This window comes from Bradyrhizobium sp. AUGA SZCCT0177 (genome assembly GCF_018130125.1).
GTDB lineage: Bacteria > Pseudomonadota > Alphaproteobacteria > Rhizobiales > Xanthobacteraceae > Bradyrhizobium.
The window spans coordinates 72,399-92,324 of sequence record NZ_JAFCMA010000031.1 but is presented as its reverse complement, the minus strand read 5'-3'; the positions used below and the strand labels follow the sequence as shown (position 1 = coordinate 92,324).

Here is a 19,926-nt window from a genome sequence, read left to right as displayed (position 1 = left end):
CCGAGATCGCCGGCGTGCTCAATCTGCGCGGCCGCATCGTCACGGTCGTCGACATGCGCGCCCGGCTCGGGCTGCCCAAAAACGACGACGGCAAGCCGCCGATGGCGGTTGGCGTCGACCTGCGCGGCGAGTCCTACGGCCTCTTGATCGACCAGATCGGCGAGGTGCTCCGGCTGCCCGACGACAGCCGCGAGGAAAACCCCGTCAATCTCGATCCCCGCATGGCCAAGCTCGCCGGCGGCGTCCACCGCCTCGACGGCCAGCTCATGGTCGTCCTCGATGTCGATCGCGTCCTCGAAATCGTGCCCACCACACTCGCAGCATAGAACGATCGGAATAAGGAGGTCGAAAAATGAAAACATGTCTTGTCGTCGACGATTCAGGTGTCGTGCGTAAAATTGCGCGCCGCATCCTGGAAGAGATGGGCTTTGAAATCACCGAGGCTGAGGACGGTGAGAAGGCGCTCGAGGTCTGCAAGCTCGCGATGCCGAATGCCGTCCTGCTCGACTGGAACATGCCCGTGATGGACGGTTATGAATTCCTCGGGCATCTGCGCCGATTGCCCGGCGGCGATGTGCCCAAGGTAGTGTTCTGCACCACCGAAAACGGCATGGACCATATCTCGCGCGCGCTGCATGCCGGCGCCAACGAATACATCATGAAGCCGTTCGACAAGGATATCGTCGCCGCGAAGTTCCAGGAAGTCGGCTTGGTCGAGCTTTCAGAACCGACTCCGGTTTAAATCTTATCCGCTTGCCCTTGAGAGGCCACCCGTGACCCCGCCAGACTATGAGTATCTGCGTAAGCTCCTGAAGGACCATTCCGGTCTCGACCTGTCCGCAGACAAGCAGTACCTGATCGAAAGCCGCCTGCTGCCGCTGTCGCGCAAATGCGGCCTCGCCGGCATCAGCGAACTCGTGCAAAAAATGAAGGGTGGCGCGTCGACGATTGTCGCCCAGGTGGTCGAAGCCATGACCACCAACGAGACCTTCTTTTTCCGCGACAAGGTGCCGTTCGATCATTTCCGCGATTCGATCGTGCCCGAGGTGCTGAAGGCACGCGCGGCCCGCAAGAGCATCCGGATCTGGTGCGCCGCCGGTTCGACCGGTCAGGAGCCGTATTCGCTGGCCATGTCCCTGAAGGAGATGAGCGCAGCACTTGCAGGATGGCGGATCGAAATCATCGCGACCGATCTCTCCCAGGAAGTGCTCGAGAAATCCAAGGCCGGCATCTACAGCCAGTTCGAGGTCCAGCGCGGCCTGCCGATCCAGATGCTGGTCAAATATTTCAAGCAGAACGGCGAGCTCTGGCAGATCAATGCCGACATCCGCGCCATGGTGCAGCACCGGCAACTCAATCTGCTGCACGATTTTTCGCAGCTCGGGATGTTCGACGTCATCTTCTGCCGCAACGTTCTGATCTATTTCGACCAGGACACCAAGATCAACATCTTCGGCCGTCTTGCCAAGTCGATGGAAGCGGACGGCTTCCTGGTGCTGGGCGCGGCGGAGACGGTGGTCGGCTTGACCGATGTCTTCAAGCCATTTCCGGACAAGCGTGGGCTCTATCGGCCGAACGCAGCGCGTGCGGCAACGGCAGCGCCGAAAATCGCGGCAATGGCGGGGCGTTGAGGAATGACGGAAGAGAACAAGGCAGCCGAGCGCGTCACGTTCAGCCGGGGTTACGACGTCTGCATCATGGCGATTGACGGAACCTGGCGCCGGGATTGCCAACTCAACTCGATCTCCGATACCGAGGCCACGTTGACCGTGGAGGGCTCCATTCAAGGCCTCAACCTCAAGGAGTTCTTTCTGCTGCTGTCGTCGACCGGGCTCGCCTATCGCCGCTGCGAACTGGTGCGCGTCAACGGCACCGACATGGATATTCATTTCCTGAGGGGCAAGCACGCCAAGAAGCGATCCGGCGCGGCGTCGAAGTCCGAAGAGATGATGTCCTGAGCGTCTAGCTTTCGCACCGAACCGCTGGTCAGGCGGTGAAATCGCTCATTGGCAAAAAGCCGAGGCAACGTCCGGGCCAGGATGGCGGCAAACGGCAAGGACCCGCCGATACAGGCTGGCCGGTTCGATGTTCCCAATTTTCAGACGGCCGTATTGGGCGGGCTGCTGCGGCACGGCGCCGCTATTCGCTTACGCGCTGAGAACCGAAAGCGCCGGCGGACTCCAGGCATAATCGCTGGCGCCCTGCTCCGGTGTATTGGACGGTGTCATGGGGTCGAGCAGCGAGTGGAGGGCGATGGCAAGATTGGCGTCACAGGCCTTCAACGCCACGGTCGCCCTGACATAGGGCGGCGTCACATCATCCAGCACAACGACATTGGTGGAGATGTCTTGGCTGCCGGACGCGGTTTCGCGGGCGATCTCCTGTTCGATCAGCCTCAGGCTCGCCTGGACATGCTCGATCAGGGATATGACATCCGATACCACCGAGCGGTACGCGTTATTTCGGTCGTCGGGTTCGATCGCGATGCCGCCGCCTTGGGGGTTCTGCATAGCTGCACTCCTCAGGCCACTTTTTAGGGGCGCGTTGCTACTTGTGCGTTAAGCGAACGTCCCGTACAAATACGGGGGCGTTTTGATGCGGTATGTAGTTGAGTACCGATATCGAGTGCGCGTCACGTTTCACCATGCACGGAAGTTGAAACATGGCTGAGAAAGCCCACTCCCGCGGGGAGATCTTTGTAGTCGATGACGACCCGGCCGTGCGCGACACGCTTTCCATGGTGCTGTCGGCAGGCGGTTATCAGGTCATCTGTTTTGCCGACGGCGCCGCATTGCTGGCCGTTGCAAGAACCCGGACGCCGTCCTGCATCCTGCTCGACGTGCATATCCCCGGCAAATCGGGCCTCGACATCCTGAAGGAACTGCACGGCGAGGACTATCCTGCGCCGATCTTCATGATCTCCGGGCAAGGCGATATCTCGATGGCCGTCAACGCCATCAAGAGCGGCGCGCTGGACTTCATTGAAAAGCCGTTCCGTGGCAGCGAGATCGTCGCACGGCTCGACGAGGCGATCGAGGCCTATGCGCGCCGGCAGGCGGAAAACAACTCCGCGTCCCGGATCGCGACGCTGCATTTTCCCGGACGCGAGCCGCTCACCCGCCGCGAACGCGAAGTGCTCGAGCAGTTCACCGCCGGCGCGTCCAACAAGGAAGCGGGCAGGCACCTTGGGATCAGCCCGCGGACCATCGAGGATCACCGCGCCAACATCATGAAGAAGCTCGGGGCACGCAACGCCGCTGACCTGGTCCGAATCGTGATGACCACTTCGCGTCAGGCGTGAGTGGACGGCGACGGTGCAGCTTTCGCGAGAATGCGCGGCAGCTGTAGGCCGCTAGAGCGTTTTCCAGCGAAGTGGACACCGGTTCGCGTCAAGAAAACGCGTCAAATCTAGAATCTAGAACCCCGTTCCGATTTAAATCGGAACGGAAAAGGCTCTAGTCGCCGAGGGCCTTGCGAATCATGATGGCCATATCCGATTTGCGATAGGGCTTGGCCAGCAGCAGCACGCCCTCGTCGAGCCGGCCGTGGTGGATGATCGCGTTTTCGGTATAGCCTGACGTGAACAGCACTTTCAGCCCGGGTTTGATCTTCAGCATCTCGTTGGCGAGCTGGCGGCCGTTGAGGCCGGGCATGATCACGTCGGTGAACAGCAGGTCGAAGGGGTGGCCGGCTTTGACGATCGCGAGCGCCTCCGTCGCGTTCCCCGCATCCATCGTGACGTAGCCGAGCGAATGCAGTTGCGTCAGCACGTAATTGCGCACCAGCGCGTCGTCTTCGACCACCAGGATCGTCTCATTGCCGCCCTCGACCGTGGGCCCGTGGCTCGGCCCGGCCGCAAGCGACGTGCCTGAGGCCGGCGGCAGGTACATCTTGATCGTCGTGCCGTGGCCTTCCTCGCTGTAGATCATGATGTGGCCGGCGGATTGCTTGACGAAGCCGTAGACCATGCTGAGCCCGAGGCCGGTTCCCTTGCCCGGCCCCTTCGAGGTGAAGAACGGATTGAACACCTTGTCGAGGATGCCAGCCGGAATGCCGGTTCCGGTATCGCTGACTGCGATCAGCGCGTAGCGGCCCGGCCGGACGTCATTGTGCGTCCTGGTGTAATGCTCATCGAGTACGACCATGCCGGTTTCGATGATCAGCTTGCCTCCGTCAGGCATCGCATCGCGGGCGTTGAGGGCGAGATTGAGGATGGCGGTGGCCAGTTGATTGGGATCGACGATCGCCGGGCAGGATTCGTCTTCAAATACCGATTCGATCTCGACATGCTCGCCGAGCGTACGCTGCAGCAGTTTCGCGGTGTCGATGATCAGCGTATTGACGTCGGTTTCCTGAGGCTCGAGCGGCTGCTTGCGGGCGAATGCCAATAGATGCTGGGTGAGGTCGGCGCCGCGCGACGCGGCTTCGTCAATCATCCGCGTGATGGCCGCGAGTTGCGGCTCGTCCTTGACGGCGTCGGCCAGGATTTCGATCGTCCCGGTGATGACGGTCAGGATATTGTTGAAATCATGCGCGATGCCGCCGGTGAGCTGGCCGACGGCTTCCATCTTCTCGGACTGCCGGATGCGGTCCTCAGTGGCGATCTTGTCGGTGAGGTCGCGTATGAAACCGTTGAACACGAAGCCGTTGCGGCGCTTCAGCGCGGTGACACTCAGTTCGACCTTGATCTCCTTGCCGTCGCGTCGCATCGCGTCGATCTCGAGACGGCGGCCGAGGATCACCCCATCACCGGTGCGCAGGAACCGTTCCAGGCCGGCCGCGTGCGCGTCGCGATGGACGTATGGAATGATCAGTTCGCTGAGTTTGGCTCCGACCGCTTCATCCCGTGTCCAGCCGAAGATATTCTCGGCTTGCGAATTCCAGTCCGCGATCGTGCCCTGATCGTCCATCTGGACAAAGGCATCGAGCGCCGTGTTGATGATCCCGCGGGCCAGCTGTGCGCTTTCACGCAAGGTTTCCTGCGCCCGGCGGGTCTCGGTCATGTCGCGGCCGACAAAGAAGAACCGTCTCACCGGTTGGGACCAGACCCCGAGCCAGGACAGCCACACTTCGCGACCGCTCTTGTGGAAGCAACGCGTGTCCGCAATCGTCGGGCGTTGCCCGCGCCGCAGGGCGCGCATTTCCTGGCGCGAGTTCTCGAGATGATCGGGATGGATGAAGTCTTCTCCACTGCGGCCGATCATCTCGCCGGGCCAATAGCCCAGGATGACGGCGCAACTCGGGCTGATCTGGACCACGGATCCCCGTGAATCCGTCACCATGATCAGGTCCTGCGAAGTCTCGAAGACGCGGCGAAGTTCCTCGGCCTGTTGGCGCAGCTCCAGCCGGGTCTTGTTGCTGTCGGTAATGTCGCGGGCAACCTTCGATATGCCGATGGTCGCGCCCGAGGGCGCCTTGATCGGCGAAATGCTGAGCGAAACCTCGACCGGCGTGCCGTCCTTGCGAAGACGCGTGGTTTCGTTGTGCTCGATGCTTTCACCCCAGCCGATCCGGCGCAGGATGTCCTGCACCTCGGGCAGCCGGCCGGCGGGCATCAGGATCGCGATGTTCTTGCCTGCCGCTTCCGCCGCACTGTATCCGTACAATCGTTCCGCAGCCGAGTTCCAGCCGGTGATCGTGCCGTCGAGCGACGTCGTGATGATCGCGTCGTTGGATGATTCGACCGCCGCGCTGAACAGACGCTCGCGCTCGGCGTGGTGGTCGCGCGCCGCGATGGTGCGGCGATGCTCCTGAACCTCCTGCTGCAGTGCTGCGGTCTTCTCGTTGACCTCCTCGATCACGTCAGCGAATGCGCGCGCCAGCACGCCGGTCTCGCCGCGAGCGTCAACCGGAATGGCGACTTTCCCGTTCCGGGCGGCGCCCTGTACGGCGGCGGTCAGGCGAATGATCGGCCGGGTCAGCGACCTCGCGATCAGCAGGGCCAGCACTGCCGCGCACAACACGGCGATCGTTCCGACCAGAAGGGAGGTGTTTCTGATGCTGGCGGCCGGCGCCATGATCACGGCGTTGGGGGTGGTTTCGATCACGCCAACCCATTCGGTACCAGCCAGAAGGGCAGGGGCGAGAGCTATCCCGCCCGAGCGGGCAGCATGATCCGGGACGATTTCGGCGATGCCGCGGGTTGCCCCTGCCTGCGCCGCCAGTTGCGGAAAGTCGGCTTTCCAGTCGTTGGGCTTGCCGAGCAGCGCGCCGAACTCGCGTGAGCGATCGGGATGAATGAGATAGTCGCCCTGCCGGTTGACGACGTAGATCGTCTCGCCCGGCAACATCGACGACCGCACGCGGTCGAATGCCCGCCGCATATCGACATTGATCATGAAGATGCCGAACGGCTTGCCGTCATCGGCGAAGATCGGCGTCGCGATGCGAATCGTCGGCCTGTGCGTCTCCTCGATCAGTCCGTTGCGGCGTCCCAGATCGAGCGGCGAAACGTAGATTTGTCCGGGACCGAGTGCGAGCGTTTCCGTGAAATAGTTTCGGTCGCTTCTCTTCTGCAGTCCCTCTTCGGGAACGATACGAATCCTGTCGTCTGGTCCCATACGGTCGACGCGGACGACCTCGCGGCCGTCGTCATCAAAGCTGATGATCCGAAACATCGCATAGGTGGGCTTGGCTTCGAGTTCCGCTGCAAGGCGAGTCGCTATCCGGTCGCGCCACGTCTTTTCGGAGACACCATCCACCGGATCGACGCCGCCCGCCCTTCGGGCGCGGATCAGTCCCCGCAACGCCGCTGCCGAACGGAAGCCCGCGACATCTCCGGTCGCACTGGCTGCGTAATATTCGAGGTCGGTCGCCACCTGCCGCGAATGCGTCTCGATGCGGTCTCGGGCGCGCAGCAGCAGCGCCTGTTCCAGGCTGCGATAGCTCAGCCAGCCGACCGCGGAAACCGCGAGCGCGACCAACGCAATCATGGCGATGGCAAGCCTGGTTGTGAGCGTCATTTTTTGATTCGTTCGCCCTCCCGTTCATCCCGGGCAAGCGGCTGGGCGAACCCGGTAATGCTATTTCGCATTACGGGCAGGAAGCAACTCCGCCGGGGGCATGGGATGAACTTGACGACAGGCGTTTGGCGGCCTCCAGGCAGTTCGTGACCATCGCCAGCAGGGCCGCCGGTTTGAACGGTTTCTGCAGACTGGAGACGGCGCCAAGCTTGGTCGCCATGGTCAGGAAGTCGGGGGCGGCGCCTTCTTCCGAAGATATCGGCCGTCCCGAGATCACGACGATCGGTATCAGTGGCCGCAGCTGGTGAACCAGCCGCATGGTCTCGAACCCGTCCATTCCCGGCATGAAGATGTCGAGAAACAGCAGATCGAAATCTTCCTTTTCGAACAGCGCAAGCCCTTTACGGCCGTCACCGGCGGTGACCACGCTATGGCCTGCGCGCTCGAGCAATAGGCGGACCGTGGCCTGCACCGCGGTATCGTCGTCTACTATCAATATTCTTGCCAAAAGAAGGTTCTCCGGGCGCCCGCTGGAATCAGGTCAACGGCAGGTTGCGATTTTCGCTGAAACCTTGTTCTCCTGCAACGGTTTCCCGGCTGCAGATGTTCCTGCCGAAAACCGCATATCCGCGTGTTGTCGGGTAGACAGCGAGCAATTTGCTGCCGCAACGGAGCCGATTCGTCCTGATGGCGCGGATTAATCTGCGGCGTTCAGTCGCTCAGATATTCCGGATACCGCGCCCGGATCTGGGCGAGTTCGCTGAGCGTTCCCGACAGATGGGTGCGCAGATGCTTCTGCGCCCCGTCTGGATCGCCGGCGTCGATCGCCTTGGCGATCAGCCTGTGGTGCCGCACGATGTCCTGAGCCTTGCCGGGGGAGGGCAGATGCAGCCGGCGCAGCCGGTCGATATGGCCGCTGCGGCTGCGCACCAGCGCCCAGATGTCCTGCTTGTCGGCCGCCGTATAGAGCTGGGCGTGGAATTCATTGTCGGCGGCCATGAATTTCTCGAACTCGCCGGCCTTGGCGAATTGCTGTTGGCGCACGATTGTTCCATTCAGCTCGGCGACGAAGGCTTCGTCATGGCGGATCGCCAACCCGCGCACGATCTCCAGCTCCACCGCCTGCCGCAGGAAATGCGCTTGCTGGGCCAATCGCACATCGACCCGGCTGACCACGGTCGCATATTGCGGGAACACGTCGACCAGGCCTTCCTCTTCGAGCCGCATCAGGGCGTCCCGGATTGGCGTCGAACTGATTCCGAACTGCCCGGCCAAAGCGGCCCGCGACAGCGGCGATCCCGGCGGCAGCTCCAGCGAAATGATCATGCCGCGCAGGCGCTCGAATACCTGGGGCGCAGCCTGCCGGTCGCGGTCGAGCCGCTCGGGGGAACGCGGTGCGGCGCGGCGGGCGGCGATTGGCGTTGGACCCATCGGAACAACGGTCCTTTCAGAAGGTGCTTGCCTCAAATACACTAATATATTAGTGCATCTCCTTGAGGGCGTCAATGCGTAGAGACCGCCGGAGGAAACCAACGATGAAGAGCATGATGTGGCGCGCCGCTGCAGGCGCAATCGCGGCACTCGGAATGGCGCTGTCGGGCGCGCCCGCGCTGGCGCAACAGAAAAGCGAGATCGCGCTGTCGCGGCAGCCCGGCATTTTCTACATGCCCTCGCACATCATGGAAAAGCAAAAGCTGATCGAAAAGCACGCCGCGGCGCTGGGCCTTGCGGGCATCACCACCAAGTGGCTCAGCTTCAACAGCGGCGGCGCCCAGACCGACGCGCTGCTTGCGGGGGGCGTCGACATCCTCAACACCGGCACCGGCAATCTGCTGCTGCTGTGGGATCGCACCCGCGGCGGCGTCAAGGGTATCGTTGCGACGTCAGCACAGCCGATGACGCTGATCAGCCGCGACGCCAACATCAAGTCGCTGAAAGATATCGGCCCCAACGACAAGATTGCGGTGCCGACCGTGAAAGTCTCGACCCAGGCGATCGTGCTGCAGATCGCGGCCGCCGAGTTGTTCGGCGCCGACCAATGGTCGAAGCTCGATCCCAACACTGTGCAGCTCGGCCATCCCGATGCCTATGTCGCGATGACCAACGCCCAGCACGAGGTTCGCAACCATTTCGCGATCCCGCCCTTTACGTTCCTCGAACTGAAGAACGTGCCCGGCGCCCATGTCGTGCTGTCCTCGCCCGACGTGATGGGCGGGCCGCTGAGCCAGGCGCAGTTCTTCACGACAACCAAATTCGCCGACGCCAATCCCAAGATTGTCCAGGCGGTGCGCGATGCCACCAAGGAAGCGCAGGATCTGATCCGCAGCGACACCAAGGCGGCGGTGGATATCTACAAGGAAGTCACCGGCGACAAGACCAGCGCCGAAGATCTGCTGGCCTGGCTCAAGGAGCCCGGCATGATGGAGTGGAACCTGCAGCCGCAGGGCACCATGAAATTCGCCAACCATCTGTTCAAGGTCGGTACGCTGAAGACCCAGCCCAAGGCGTGGACCGAATATTACCTGCCGATGGCGCATGACCTGAAGGGCAATTGACGCGATGACGGCGCTTCTCGACGTCAGCGACGTAACGCTGCGCTACAAGACTTCGAGCGCGGTGGTGACCGCGACCGAGCGGGTCAGTTTTACGGTCGATCGTTCCGATCGTTTCGTGCTGCTCGGTCCCTCCGGTTGCGGCAAGTCGACCTTGCTGAAGGCGGTCGGTGGCTACATGACGCCGAGCGAAGGCAAGATGCGGATCTCGGGCCGCGAGATCACGGAGCCCGGCGCTGACCGCATGATGATCTTCCAGGAGTTCGACCAGCTGCTGCCCTGGAAGACCGTGCTGGAAAACGTCATGTTCCCGCTTCTGATGACGCGGCGGCTGCCGCGCAAGGAGGCCGAGGTTCGCGCCCGCGCCTACATCGAGAAGGTCAGCCTCACCCGCGTCGTCGATTCCTATCCGCATACGCTCTCGGGCGGCATGAAGCAGCGCGTCGCGATCGCGCGCGGTATGGCGATGGAGCCGGATATCCTCTTGATGGACGAGCCGTTCGCCGCGCTCGATGCGCTGACGCGTCGCACCTGCCAGGACGAACTGCTGCAGCTCTGGTCGGAAACCAAATTCACCGTGCTGTTCGTCACCCATTCGATTGCGGAAGCGATCAAGATCGGCAACCGGATCCTGCTGCTGTCGCCGCATCCCGGACGGGTCAAGGCCGAAATAACAGACGTCGATCAGGTCTCCAGCGAAGACGGCAGCGCCGCCCGGCTCGAAAAGCAGATTCACGATCTGCTGTTTTCGAACGCGGACAACGAAGCCGCCGCGGTACATTAGAGCATGATCCGGAAAAGTGGGTACCGGTTTTCCCTCGCGACAAACGCGGAACGCGTTTGCGCGGAGATCATGCTCAAACAAAAGGATTGAGCGTTCGATGGGCGAAGCGAAAATTTTGATGCGCGACACCTCGGCCGCAGCCGCATCGGTAGAGGTTGAGCGTAAGCTGACGGTGCTGGAGCTGTTGTGGAACGACGGCTTCGTTCGCAAAGCCGTAATCATCCTCTTCCTCGCGGTGGTTTGGGAAGTCTACGGCACTTACCTCGACAATCCGCTGCTGTTCCCGACCTTTCACGACACCATCGTGACCATGTTCGAGAAGGTGCGCGACGGCACGATCCCGCTGCGCGCCTGGGCGTCGCTGAAGGTGCTGTTCATGGGGTACAGCGCCGGCATCATTCTCGCCGCGATCTTCACCATTCTGGCGATCTCCACCCGCATCGGCACGGATTTCCTCGAAACCGTGACCGCGATGTTCAACCCGCTGCCGGCGATCGCGCTGCTGCCGCTGGCGCTGATCTGGTTCGGGCTCGGCAATGGCAGCCTCGTCTTCGTGCTGATCCATTCGGTGCTGTGGCCGGTCGCGCTCAACACCCATTCCGGCTTCAAGAGCGTGTCGAACACGCTGCGCATGGTCGGCCGCAATTACGGCCTGCGCGGGCTGCCTTACGTGGCGCGGATCCTGATTCCGGCGGCGTTCGGCTCGATCCTGACCGGCCTGAAGATCGGCTGGGCGTTCGCCTGGCGCACGCTGATTGCCGCCGAACTGGTGTTCGGCGTGTCGTCGGGGCAGGGCGGGCTCGGCTGGTTCATCTTCGAAAACCGCAATCTGCTTGACATACCTGCTGTCTTCGCCGGCCTGTTGACGGTGATCATCATTGGCTTGATCGTGGAAAACCTGATCTTCCGCACCATCGAGCGCAACACCGTCCAGAAATGGGGTACTCAATCATGAGCAGCAAAAACAAGACCCCCGACCAGCTTCGCAGCGCGCGCTGGTTCGCGCCCGACGATCTGCGCGCCTTCGGCCACCGCTCCCGCGCGATGCAGATGGGCTACGCGCCGGAGGAATGGAAGGGCCGTCCCGTCATTGCGATTTTGAACACCTGGTCGGACGCGCAGCCCTGCCACATGCATTTCAAATCCCGCGTCGACGACGTCAAGCGTGGCATCCTGATGGCCGGCGGTTTTCCGATGGAGCTGCCGGCGCTGTCGCTGTCGGAATCGTTCCTGAAGCCGACAACGATGCTCTATCGCAACATGCTGGCGATGGACGCGGAGGAATTATTGCGCGGCCATCCCGTCGACGGCGTCGTGCTGATGGGCGGCTGCGACAAGACCACGCCGGGCCTTCTGCTCGGCGCCACCAGCATGGGCCTGCCGACGATCTATCTTCCGGCGGGGCCGATGCTGCGCGGCAACTGGAAGGGCAAGACGCTAGGCTCTGGTTCGGACGCCTGGAAATTCTGGGACGAGCGGCGCGCCGGGAAAATCTCCGACAAGGATTGGGTCGATGTCGAGGCCGGCATCGCCCGCAGCTACGGCACCTGCATGACCATGGGCACCGCCTCGACCATGACGGCGATCGCCGAGTCGATCGGCATGACCTTGCCGGGCGCATCCTCGATCCCGGCCGCCGACGCCGGACATATCCGCATGGCCTCGGAATGCGGTCGCCGCATCGTCGAGATGGTGTGGGAGGATTTGACGCCAAACAAGATCCAGACCCGCAAAGCCTTCGAGAACGCGATCACGGTGGCGATGGCGATGGGCTGCTCGACCAATGCGATCATCCATCTGATCGCGCAGGCCCGCCGCGCCGGCCAGGATATCGGGCTCGATGATTTCGAGATCGCCAGCCGCAAGGTGCCTGTGATCGCCAATGTGCGGCCGAGCGGCGACAAATATCTGATGGAGGATTTCTTCTATGCCGGCGGTTTGCCGGGCCTGATGAGCCGCATCAGGGAGCACCTGCACCTCGACGTCATGACCGTGACCGGCCAGACGCTCGGCGAGAACATCGCCCGCGCCGAAGTTTATAATGACGACGTCATCCGCACCGTGAACGACCCTATCTATGCCGAAGGCGCGCTCGCGGTGCTCAAGGGCAACCTTGCGCCCGATGGCTGCGTGATAAAACCCTCGGCCTGCGAGCCGCGCTTTCTCAAGCACACGGGACCGGCGCTGGTGTTCGACGATTATCCCTCGATGAAGAAGGCGATCGACGATCCCAATCTCGATGTGACCGCGGATCACGTGCTGATCTTGCGCAATGCCGGGCCGCAGGGCGGGCCCGGGATGCCGGAATGGGGCATGCTGCCGATCCCGACCAAGCTGGTAAAGCAGGGCGTGCGCGACATGGTGCGGCTGTCGGATGCGCGCATGAGCGGCACCAGCTACGGCGCCTGTATCCTGCATGTGTCGCCGGAATCCTATATCGGCGGTCCGCTGGCGCTGGTGAAGAACGGCGATCGCATCACGCTCGACGTCAACGCCCGCACCATCAACCTCGATGTGCCGGAGGCGGAGCTTGCAAAGCGCCGCGCCGAATGGAAAGCGCCGGAACGCCGGTTCGAGCGCGGCTATGGCTGGATGTTCACCAAGCACATCAAGCAGGCCAACGAAGGCTGCGATTTCGATTTTCTTGAAACCGGTTTTGGCAAGCCGGTGGGGGAGCCGTCGATTTACTGACGCCGTCGTTCCGGGGCGCGCGCAGCGCGAACCCGGAACCTCGAGATTCCGGGTTCGATGCTGCGCATCGCCCCGGAATGACAAGAGAGAACCGATACCAAGCAAAAAACATCCCAGGGAGGACCACCCATGAGCATCACACGACGCAACATCCTCGCCGCAACCGGCGCCACCGCGGTCACCACGCTTCTCTCGCGTGCCGCAGGTGCGCAATCATTCCCGTTCACGATGAACCAGCGCTATCCCGATCCGTCGGTGCAAATCCTCGATCCAAGCTTTGCAAAATACCGGATCTATTCGTCTACGATCGAACAGGTCGCTACCGGGATGCGTTGGGCCGAAGGCCCGGCCTATTTTCCCGAGGGAGGCTATCTCCTGTGGAGTGACATCCCCAATAATCGCATCATGAAGTTCGACGAGAAGACCAGCCAGACCAGCGTGTTCCGCGCTAACGCCAACTATGCCAACGGCAACACGCGCGACCGCCAGGGCCGCCTCGTCACCTGCGAGCATTCGGTGACCCGCCGCGTCACCCGCACCGAGAAGGACGGCAAGATCACGGTGCTGGCCGACAAGTTCGAGGGCAAGCGGCTGAACGCGCCGAACGACGTCGTGGTGAAGTCCGACGACAGTATCTGGTTCACCGATCCCTTGTTCGGCATCAATGGCGAGTGGGAGGGCAAGAAGGAGAAGCCCGAACAGGCCACCACCAACGTCTACCGCATCGCCAAGGACGGCAAGATATCGGCCGTCATCACCGACATCGTCAATCCGAACGGCCTGGCGTTCTCGCCCGACGAAAAGAAGCTTTATGTGGTCGAGTGGAAGGGAAGCCCCAACCGCAGCATCTGGGCCTACGACGTCAAGGACGATGGCACGCTCGGCAGTCGCAATAAGCTGATCGACGCCGCCGACCAGGGCGCGCTCGATGGCTTCCGGGTCGATCGCGACGGCAATCTGTGGTGCGGCTGGGGCAGCAACGGCGCGCTGCAGCCGGATCCCGCTGACGTTGGCGGCCGCAAGGTGTATCAACTGAAGGGCAAGTCGGAAGACCTCGATGGCGTGATGGTGTTCAACTCCGAAGGCAAGCCGCTGGCGTTCATCCGGCTGCCGGAGCGTTGCGCCAACCTCTGTTTCGGTGGACCGAAGAACAACCGCCTCTATATGACGAGCTGCCACTCCGTGTACGCGCTTTACGTGGAAGCGCATGGGGCGGTGTGATTGATTACCACCGTCATTCCGGGATGGTCCGAAGGACCAGGCCCGGAATCTCGAGATTCCGGGTTCGCTTCGCGCCCCGGAATGACGGAATAACTGGGATGATGAAACCATGACAAAACTGAGCGACGCCACCCGCAACAAACTCAAAACCGTCTCCACCGCCACCGTCGCCACCGCGCTGTTCAAGCGCGGTTTCCGTATCCAGATGATCCAGGATGTGCATCCGCTCGGGCCAAATCAGCCGGTGCTGGTCGGGGAAGCCTTCACGCTGCGCTACATGCCGGCGCGGGAGGATCTCAACAAGATCGAGGTGTTCCGCGACCGTGCCCATCCGCAGCGCAAGGCGATCGAGGACTGCCCGCCCGGCGCGGTGCTTGTGATGGACAGCCGCAAGGATGCGCGCGCGGCTTCGGCCGGCGCTATCCTGGTGACGCGGTTGATGAAGCGCGGCGCGGCCGGCGTCATCACCGACGGCGGCTTCCGCGATTCGGCCGAAATCGCCGCGCTCGGCTTTCCCGCCTACCACCAGCGGCCGAGCGCACCGACCAATCTGACGCTGCACCAGGCGATCGAGATCAACGTGCCGATCGGCTGCGGCGACGCGCCGGTGTTCCCCGGCGACGTCATTCTCGGCGACAGCGACGGCGTGATCGTGATTCCCGCGCATGTTGCCGACGAAATCGCCGACGAGGCGGTCGAGATGACCGCGTTCGAGGATTTTGTTACCGAGGAAGTGCGCAAGGGCCGTTCGATCCTCGGCCTCTATCCGGCAACCGACGAGCAGACGCCGAAGGATTTTGCGGCTTGGCGCAAGGCCAACGGGCGGTAATATGCCGCCGGCTGGCACCGAACGTTTTTTTCTCCAACAGTGAGTCCACATCATGCTGATGTTCAACAATCTGATCGACGGCGAATGGCTGTCCGATGGCGCCCGCGCGCCCAACGTCAACCCATCCGATACCAAGGACATTGTCGGCCAGGCGGTGCGCGGCACGCGCGCGCAAGCCGAGGCCGCGATAGCAGCTGCAAAAGCCGCATTCCCGGCCTGGTCGCGGTCGACGCCGCAGGTGCGCTACGACATCTTGAAGAAGGCGTCGGACGAAATCCTCGCGCGCAAGGACGAACTGGGCCGGCTGCTGTCGCGTGAGGAAGGCAAGACGCTGCCGGAAGGCATTGGCGAAGTCGCGCGCGCCGGGCAGATCTTTGCGTTCTTCGCCGGCGAATGCCTGCGGATGGCGGGCGAGAAGCTCGCCTCGGTGCGCCCCGGCATCGACATCGAGATCACGCGCGAGGCGCTCGGTGTCGTCGGCCTGATCACGCCGTGGAATTTCCCGATCGCGATACCGGCCTGGAAGATCGCGCCGGCGCTGGCCTATGGCAACACCGTGGTGATCAAGCCCGCCGACCTCGTGCCGGGCTCGTCGTGGGCGCTGGTCGATATCCTGCACCGCGCGGGCCTGCCCAAGGGCGTGCTCAACCTCGTGCTCGGGCGCGGCTCCGAAGTCGGTGCGGTCCTGCTGGAGCATCCTGATGTCGCGGCCATCAGTTTCACGGGGTCCGTTTCCACCGGTCAGAAAGTCGCGGCGGCCTGCATCGCCTCGCGGCCGATGAAGAAGTTTCAGTTGGAGATGGGCGGCAAGAATCCGCTGGTCGTTCTCGACGACGCAGACCTGAAGGTCGCCGTGGAATGCGCCGCCAATAGCGCGTTCTTTTCCACCGGCCAGCGCTGCACCGCCGCTTCGCGCCTGATCGTCACCGCCGGGATCCACGACAAATTCGTCGAGGCCCTCACCGAGCGGATGCGTGGCCTGAAGATCGACGACGCCGTCAAGGCCGGCACCGATATCGGTCCCGTCGTCGATCAGAGCCAGCTCGATCAGGATCTCAAATATATCTCGATCGGCAAGGATGAGGGTGCAAAACTCGCATTCGGTGGCGAGCGCCTCAACCGCGATGCGCCCGGCTTCTATCTGCAGCCGGCGCTGTTCACCGACGTGAGCAACACCATGCGGATCGCGCGCGAGGAAATTTTTGGGCCGGTGGCCGCGGTCATCAGGGTCAAGGATTATGCCGAAGCGCTGGCGACCGCGAATGACACCGACTTCGGCCTGTCATCCGGCATCTGCACCACCAGCCTGAAATACGCCAGCGACTACAAGCGCAATTCCGAAGCCGGCATGGTGATGGTCAATCTGCCGATCGCCGGCGTCGATTACCACGTGCCGTTCGGCGGCCGAAAAGGCTCCAGCTTCGGCGCCCGCGAACAGGGCCGCTACGCGGCGGAGTTTTATACGACGGTGAAAACGGCGTACACGCTGCCGTAAATCGACTACGGACAGTGTGCGTTCCCCGGACGCAGCGCAGCGTGAAACGGTGCGCTGGAGAGCCGGGGTCCATACATCTGTAACTCAAGCGTGGGTCCCGGCTCTGCGGAGCACCGTTTCACGCTGTACCGCGTCCGGGACACGGCCTCACATCACACCTCCGCTCTATCCGCCAATCCCACCGCCCACAGCGCGAACGCATAGGCGATCGCGACCTCGTCGAGCCGGTTGAAGCGCCCCGACGCGCCGCCATGGCCGGCTCCCATATTGGTGCGGAGCAGCACCGGGCCGCCACCCTTCATGGTCGCGCGCAATCGCGCGATCCATTTCGCCGGCTCCCAATAGGTGACGCGCGGATCGGTCAAGCCGCCCATCGCGAGGATCAGCGGATAGTCCTTGGCCGCGATATTGTCGTAGGGCGAATAGGACAGGATGGTGCGGAAATCTCTTTCGCTCTCGATCGGGTTGCCCCATTCCGGCCATTCCGGCGGCGTCAGCGGCAGCGTGTCGTCGAGCATCGTATTCAGCACGTCGACGAACGGCACTTCCGCGACGATGCCGGCGAACAATTCGCCGGCGCGGTTGGCGACCGCACCCATCAGCATGCCGCCGGCGCTGCCGCCATGGCCGACGATGCGCTTTGCGCTGGTGTATTTGGCCTCAATCAACGCGCGGCCTGCCGCCGCAAAATCGTCGAACGTATTGGTCTTCTTTTCGCGCTTGCCGTCGAGATACCAGCCCCAACCCTTGTCGGCGCCGCCTCTGATATGCGCGATCGCATAGACAAAACCGCGATCGACCAGCGACAGCCGGTTGGCCGCGAACGAGGCCGGCATCGCCATGCCGTAGGAGCCGTAGCCGTACAGCAGCAGCGGTGCGTTGCCGTCGCGCACGAGATCCTTGCGATGCAGGATCGAGACCGGCACTTTGGCGCCGTCATGCGCCGTCGCCATGATGCGGGTGGTGACGTAGTCGGCCGGGTTGTGGCCGGACGGAATCTCCTGGCGCTTGCGCAGCACTCTCGTTCGCGTCGCCATGTCGTAATCATAGACTTCCGAGGGCGTCGTCATCGACGAATAGGAAAACCGTAAGTTCGTGGTTTCGAATTCATAGCCGCCCATGGTGTCGAGCGAATAGGCGGCTTCATCGAAGGCGATGGCGTGTTCTTCACCCGTCGTGAGATCGCGGATGATGATCGCGGGCAACGCGTTGGCGCGCTCCAGCCGCACCATGTGGCCGGCGTAAAGCTCGACATCGAGCACATAGATGCCCTCGCGATGCGGGATCAAATCACGCCAGTTCGCGCGCTCCGGCGCAGCCAGCGGCGCGCTCATCACCTTGAAGTCGATCGCGTCATCGGCGTTGGTGAGGATGAACAGCTCGTCGCCGCGGTCGGCGATCGAATATTGCACGCCTTCCTCGCGAGCCGCGACCAGCCGTGGCGGCGTCTCGGGATACGCCAGATCGATCAGGCGCTGCTCGGATGTCTCGTGGTCGCCGCCGGCGATCACGCAAAAGCGTCCGCTGGAACTCTCATGCAGATGGGTGAACCAGCCGGAATCCCGTTCCTCATAGATCAGCTTGTCGTCCGCCTGCTGGGTGCCTAAGCGATGCCGCCACACCTGCATCGGCCGGTGGTTGTCGTCGAGCTTGACGTAGAAGAAGCTTTGTCCGTCCGTGCTCCAGACCACGCCGCCATCGGTCTCCTCGACGAGGTCGTCAGAGTCCTTGCCGCTCGCCCAGTCGCGCACACGGATCGAGAAATATTCCGAGCCCTTCGTGTCCGCGCTCCACGCCTGCAATTTATGGTCAGGCGAATGCCGCGCGCCGCCGAACTTGAAATAGCTGTGGGATGCCGCCAGCGCATCGCCGTCGAGCACGATCTCAACGTCGCCGCCATCGCGCGGGGTGCGGCCGTACATCTCGTGCTGGCCGCCCTCGCGGAATTTCCGCAAGTAGGCAAACGGGCCATCCGGCGACGGCACGCTGGAATCGTCTTCCTTGATGCGCCCGCGCATCTCCGCGACCAGCTTCTTCTGCAGCGGCGAGGTGTGGCCGAGCAGGCTCTCGGTGTAGTCGTTTTCGCTTTCCAGATACTGCCTGATGTCGGCGTCCAGGATCGAGGGGTCGCGCAGCACCTCCTGCCATTTGGCGTCCTTCAGCCACGCATAATCGTCCGTCACCGTGATGCCGTGGGTGGTGAACGAATGCGTGCGGCGCGGCGCCACCGGCGCCTGCATTGAACGGCCTTTGGTCGTTGGTTGGGTCAAGCGATCCTCGTCTGGTTCTGGAAGTTCGTTCGCATCCGCCCTTATATCGGGTCGAGATGGCGAATTGCCAGACGGAAGCCATCAGTTCGTTTGCAGATCGACGCGTATCGGGTGGAGCGCCAGGGCGGCACGCCTTGAGCCGTGCCGTTACGGTGCCGAGACCGCGCCGACAATCGCCCGAATGGCCTTGGGATTCCTGATCATGTCAGTGTGCGTCATATCAGGTACAATGGTAACCGGGATATTCACGCCAAGACGCTGCAACAGCGGGGCGTATTGAGATGCGATCACCTGCTCGTCGGCATCTCCAACCAGCAGCGCGGCGGGACGGCGGATGTTCTGCAGATAGGCCTGATACTGACGTCCTGCGCCGAAATTTGTCGCCAGCCGATACGAATAGCTGTCGGTCAACCAGCGCGCCATCTCGGGCGATATCGCGTAGCGGATGACTGGAAGCCCGTCGAACCAGTGAATGCCGACGCGGCCGAGCAAAGCAATCGTGATGATGCGCGGAACGGCAACGCTTACCCAGCCGCCGGCGTTCGGTCGCAAGGTTGGCGCGTCCGAGAGCGTGGTCGGCGATAGCAGCACATAGCGATTAAACAGCAGGCCATAGCGGCCGCCGGCGATACGGATGGCGAATCCGGCCCCGGCGGAGAATCCCAGCAGCGTGCGGGTCTCGCCGCTCTTCGCTGTCCCAAGCGCTGCGACGAAGTCGGCGAGATCGTCATCGATCTGCCCGATATAATCGATGTCGCCGCGCCGTCCCGAGCCGCCATGACCTCGTATATCCGGCACATAGACCGTAACGCCGGCGGTGCGGAGCGATTCAGCGAGGATGTGCATGCTGGTCCCGGGGCCCGCCGAGCCGTGGATCAGGATGGCGACTTTCTCAGGTCCCGCAGGGTAGGCGTAGTATTGCAGGTTGGCGCCGTCCCGCGCTCGGAATTGCCGGGGCGCCGGAAAGTCAGAGCTGGCCTGCTTTGACGGCGCCGCCATGGCGGCCATCACCGGCGGGGCTCTCGGTGCGTCGAACGAAATCACGGCAACAGGGATCATCGCGGCCACGACGAGTAAGGCAAGCAGGCCGATGAGCAGCTTGTACATGATGTCTCCGGGGCT

General features: G+C 62.7%; 18 protein-coding genes. 12 read left to right on the top strand and 6 right to left on the bottom strand.

Annotated features, from left to right (window positions below; translation table 11 throughout):
• From JQ597_RS29860 to JQ597_RS29845, 4 genes are all read left to right on the top strand, one after another.
• Nucleotides 1-326 (top strand): chemotaxis protein CheW (locus JQ597_RS29860; RefSeq protein ID WP_212269059.1); only part of this gene is annotated, 326 nt, incomplete at its 5' end.
• A 26-nt stretch (nt 327-352) separates the two neighbouring features.
• Entirely contained in the window at nt 353-742 is a 390-nt protein-coding gene (locus JQ597_RS29855; RefSeq protein WP_212269058.1) for a response regulator, read from the top strand.
• 31 nt (nt 743-773) lie between these two features.
• Nucleotides 774-1,631, top strand: coding sequence for a CheR family methyltransferase (locus tag JQ597_RS29850; RefSeq protein WP_212269057.1), 858 nt, complete (start codon nt 774-776; stop codon nt 1,629-1,631).
• Between the two features lie 3 nt (nt 1,632-1,634).
• On the top strand, nt 1,635-1,958 hold the full coding sequence (locus JQ597_RS29845) for a PilZ domain-containing protein (protein ID WP_212269056.1): 324 nt from the start codon (nt 1,635-1,637) through the stop codon (nt 1,956-1,958).
• A gap of 189 nt (nt 1,959-2,147) precedes the next feature.
• On the opposite strand, the gene JQ597_RS29840 is transcribed toward JQ597_RS29845, so the two are convergent.
• Nucleotides 2,148-2,510 (bottom strand): hypothetical protein, encoded by a 363-nt coding sequence (locus tag JQ597_RS29840; protein WP_212269055.1) that lies wholly within the window; start codon nt 2,508-2,510, stop codon nt 2,148-2,150.
• 152 nt (nt 2,511-2,662) lie between these two features.
• On the opposite strand from JQ597_RS29840, the gene JQ597_RS29835 reads away from it, so the two are divergent.
• Nucleotides 2,663-3,301 carry a response regulator transcription factor gene (locus JQ597_RS29835; protein ID WP_212001077.1) on the top strand — a complete coding sequence of 213 codons (639 nt, stop codon included), beginning with the start codon at nt 2,663-2,665 and terminating at the stop codon, nt 3,299-3,301.
• A 154-nt stretch (nt 3,302-3,455) separates the two neighbouring features.
• Here JQ597_RS29835 and JQ597_RS29830 read toward each other — a convergent pair whose 3' ends face one another.
• The 3 genes from JQ597_RS29830 to JQ597_RS29820 form a co-directional block, all read right to left on the bottom strand.
• On the bottom strand, nt 3,456-6,962 hold the full coding sequence (locus JQ597_RS29830; RefSeq protein ID WP_212269054.1) for a PAS domain S-box protein: 3,507 nt from the start codon (nt 6,960-6,962) through the stop codon (nt 3,456-3,458).
• A 70-nt stretch (nt 6,963-7,032) separates the two neighbouring features.
• On the bottom strand, nt 7,033-7,470 hold the full coding sequence (locus JQ597_RS29825; protein WP_212269053.1) for a response regulator: 438 nt from the start codon (nt 7,468-7,470) through the stop codon (nt 7,033-7,035).
• A 203-nt stretch (nt 7,471-7,673) separates the two neighbouring features.
• The gene (locus JQ597_RS29820) at nt 7,674-8,393 is read right to left on the bottom strand and encodes a GntR family transcriptional regulator (RefSeq protein ID WP_212269052.1); all 720 of its coding nucleotides are present in this window, start codon (nt 8,391-8,393) and stop codon (nt 7,674-7,676) included.
• A 116-nt stretch (nt 8,394-8,509) separates the two neighbouring features.
• Between JQ597_RS29820 and JQ597_RS29815 the strand changes: the two genes are divergently transcribed.
• The 7 genes from JQ597_RS29815 (at nt 8,510) to JQ597_RS29785 (ending at nt 16,534) form a co-directional block, all read left to right on the top strand.
• Nucleotides 8,510-9,517, top strand: a complete 1,008-nt coding sequence (locus JQ597_RS29815; protein WP_409363340.1) for an ABC transporter substrate-binding protein — start codon at nt 8,510-8,512, stop codon at nt 9,515-9,517.
• 4 nt (nt 9,518-9,521) lie between these two features.
• Entirely contained in the window at nt 9,522-10,298 is a 777-nt protein-coding gene (locus tag JQ597_RS29810) for an ABC transporter ATP-binding protein (protein WP_212269050.1), read from the top strand.
• Nucleotides 10,299-10,395: 97 nt separating this feature from the next.
• On the top strand, nt 10,396-11,253 hold the full coding sequence (locus tag JQ597_RS29805) for an ABC transporter permease (protein WP_212269049.1): 858 nt from the start codon (nt 10,396-10,398) through the stop codon (nt 11,251-11,253).
• Nucleotides 11,250-12,989, top strand: a complete 1,740-nt coding sequence (araD, locus tag JQ597_RS29800; protein WP_212269048.1) for an L-arabinonate dehydratase — start codon at nt 11,250-11,252, stop codon at nt 12,987-12,989. The genes JQ597_RS29805 and araD overlap by 4 nt, the downstream gene beginning before the upstream one ends.
• 129 nt (nt 12,990-13,118) lie before the next feature.
• Nucleotides 13,119-14,210, top strand: coding sequence for an SMP-30/gluconolactonase/LRE family protein (locus tag JQ597_RS29795; protein ID WP_212269047.1), 1,092 nt, complete (start codon nt 13,119-13,121; stop codon nt 14,208-14,210).
• A gap of 109 nt (nt 14,211-14,319) precedes the next feature.
• Nucleotides 14,320-15,039, top strand: a complete 720-nt coding sequence (locus tag JQ597_RS29790; RefSeq protein WP_212269046.1) for a ribonuclease activity regulator RraA — start codon at nt 14,320-14,322, stop codon at nt 15,037-15,039.
• 52 nt (nt 15,040-15,091) lie between these two features.
• Nucleotides 15,092-16,534 carry an aldehyde dehydrogenase family protein gene (locus JQ597_RS29785; RefSeq protein WP_212269045.1) on the top strand — a complete coding sequence of 481 codons (1,443 nt, stop codon included), beginning with the start codon at nt 15,092-15,094 and terminating at the stop codon, nt 16,532-16,534.
• A gap of 152 nt (nt 16,535-16,686) precedes the next feature.
• Here JQ597_RS29785 and JQ597_RS29780 read toward each other — a convergent pair whose 3' ends face one another.
• Nucleotides 16,687-18,774 carry a S9 family peptidase gene (locus JQ597_RS29780; RefSeq protein WP_212269063.1) on the bottom strand — a complete coding sequence of 696 codons (2,088 nt, stop codon included), beginning with the start codon at nt 18,772-18,774 and terminating at the stop codon, nt 16,687-16,689.
• Nucleotides 18,775-18,951: 177 nt separating this feature from the next.
• Entirely contained in the window at nt 18,952-19,911 is a 960-nt protein-coding gene (locus JQ597_RS29775) for an alpha/beta hydrolase (RefSeq protein WP_212269044.1), read from the bottom strand.
• Nucleotides 19,912-19,926: the final 15 nt, after the last annotated feature.

What these genes read in the sequence shown, in the direction of transcription:
- JQ597_RS29855 (WP_212269058.1), top strand. Translation starts at nt 353, where the DNA reads ATGAAAACATGTCTTGTCGTCGACGATTCAGGTGTCGTGCGTAAAATT.
- JQ597_RS29845 (WP_212269056.1), top strand. Translation starts at nt 1,635, where the DNA reads ATGACGGAAGAGAACAAGGCAGCCGAGCGCGTCACGTTCAGCCGGGGT.
- JQ597_RS29840 (WP_212269055.1), bottom strand. Translation starts at nt 2,510, where the DNA reads ATGCAGAACCCCCAAGGCGGCGGCATCGCGATCGAACCCGACGACCGA.
- JQ597_RS29835 (WP_212001077.1), top strand. Translation starts at nt 2,663, where the DNA reads ATGGCTGAGAAAGCCCACTCCCGCGGGGAGATCTTTGTAGTCGATGAC.
- JQ597_RS29830 (WP_212269054.1), bottom strand. Translation starts at nt 6,962, where the DNA reads ATGACGCTCACAACCAGGCTTGCCATCGCCATGATTGCGTTGGTCGCG.
- JQ597_RS29820 (WP_212269052.1), bottom strand. Translation starts at nt 8,393, where the DNA reads ATGGGTCCAACGCCAATCGCCGCCCGCCGCGCCGCACCGCGTTCCCCC.
- JQ597_RS29815 (WP_409363340.1), top strand. Translation starts at nt 8,510, where the DNA reads ATGTGGCGCGCCGCTGCAGGCGCAATCGCGGCACTCGGAATGGCGCTG.
- JQ597_RS29810 (WP_212269050.1), top strand. Translation starts at nt 9,522, where the DNA reads ATGACGGCGCTTCTCGACGTCAGCGACGTAACGCTGCGCTACAAGACT.
- JQ597_RS29805 (WP_212269049.1), top strand. Translation starts at nt 10,396, where the DNA reads ATGGGCGAAGCGAAAATTTTGATGCGCGACACCTCGGCCGCAGCCGCA.
- araD (WP_212269048.1), top strand. Translation starts at nt 11,250, where the DNA reads ATGAGCAGCAAAAACAAGACCCCCGACCAGCTTCGCAGCGCGCGCTGG.
- JQ597_RS29795 (WP_212269047.1), top strand. Translation starts at nt 13,119, where the DNA reads ATGAGCATCACACGACGCAACATCCTCGCCGCAACCGGCGCCACCGCG.
- JQ597_RS29790 (WP_212269046.1), top strand. Translation starts at nt 14,320, where the DNA reads ATGACAAAACTGAGCGACGCCACCCGCAACAAACTCAAAACCGTCTCC.
- JQ597_RS29785 (WP_212269045.1), top strand. Translation starts at nt 15,092, where the DNA reads ATGCTGATGTTCAACAATCTGATCGACGGCGAATGGCTGTCCGATGGC.
- JQ597_RS29780 (WP_212269063.1), bottom strand. Translation starts at nt 18,774, where the DNA reads ATGCAGGCGCCGGTGGCGCCGCGCCGCACGCATTCGTTCACCACCCAC.
- JQ597_RS29775 (WP_212269044.1), bottom strand. Translation starts at nt 19,911, where the DNA reads ATGTACAAGCTGCTCATCGGCCTGCTTGCCTTACTCGTCGTGGCCGCG.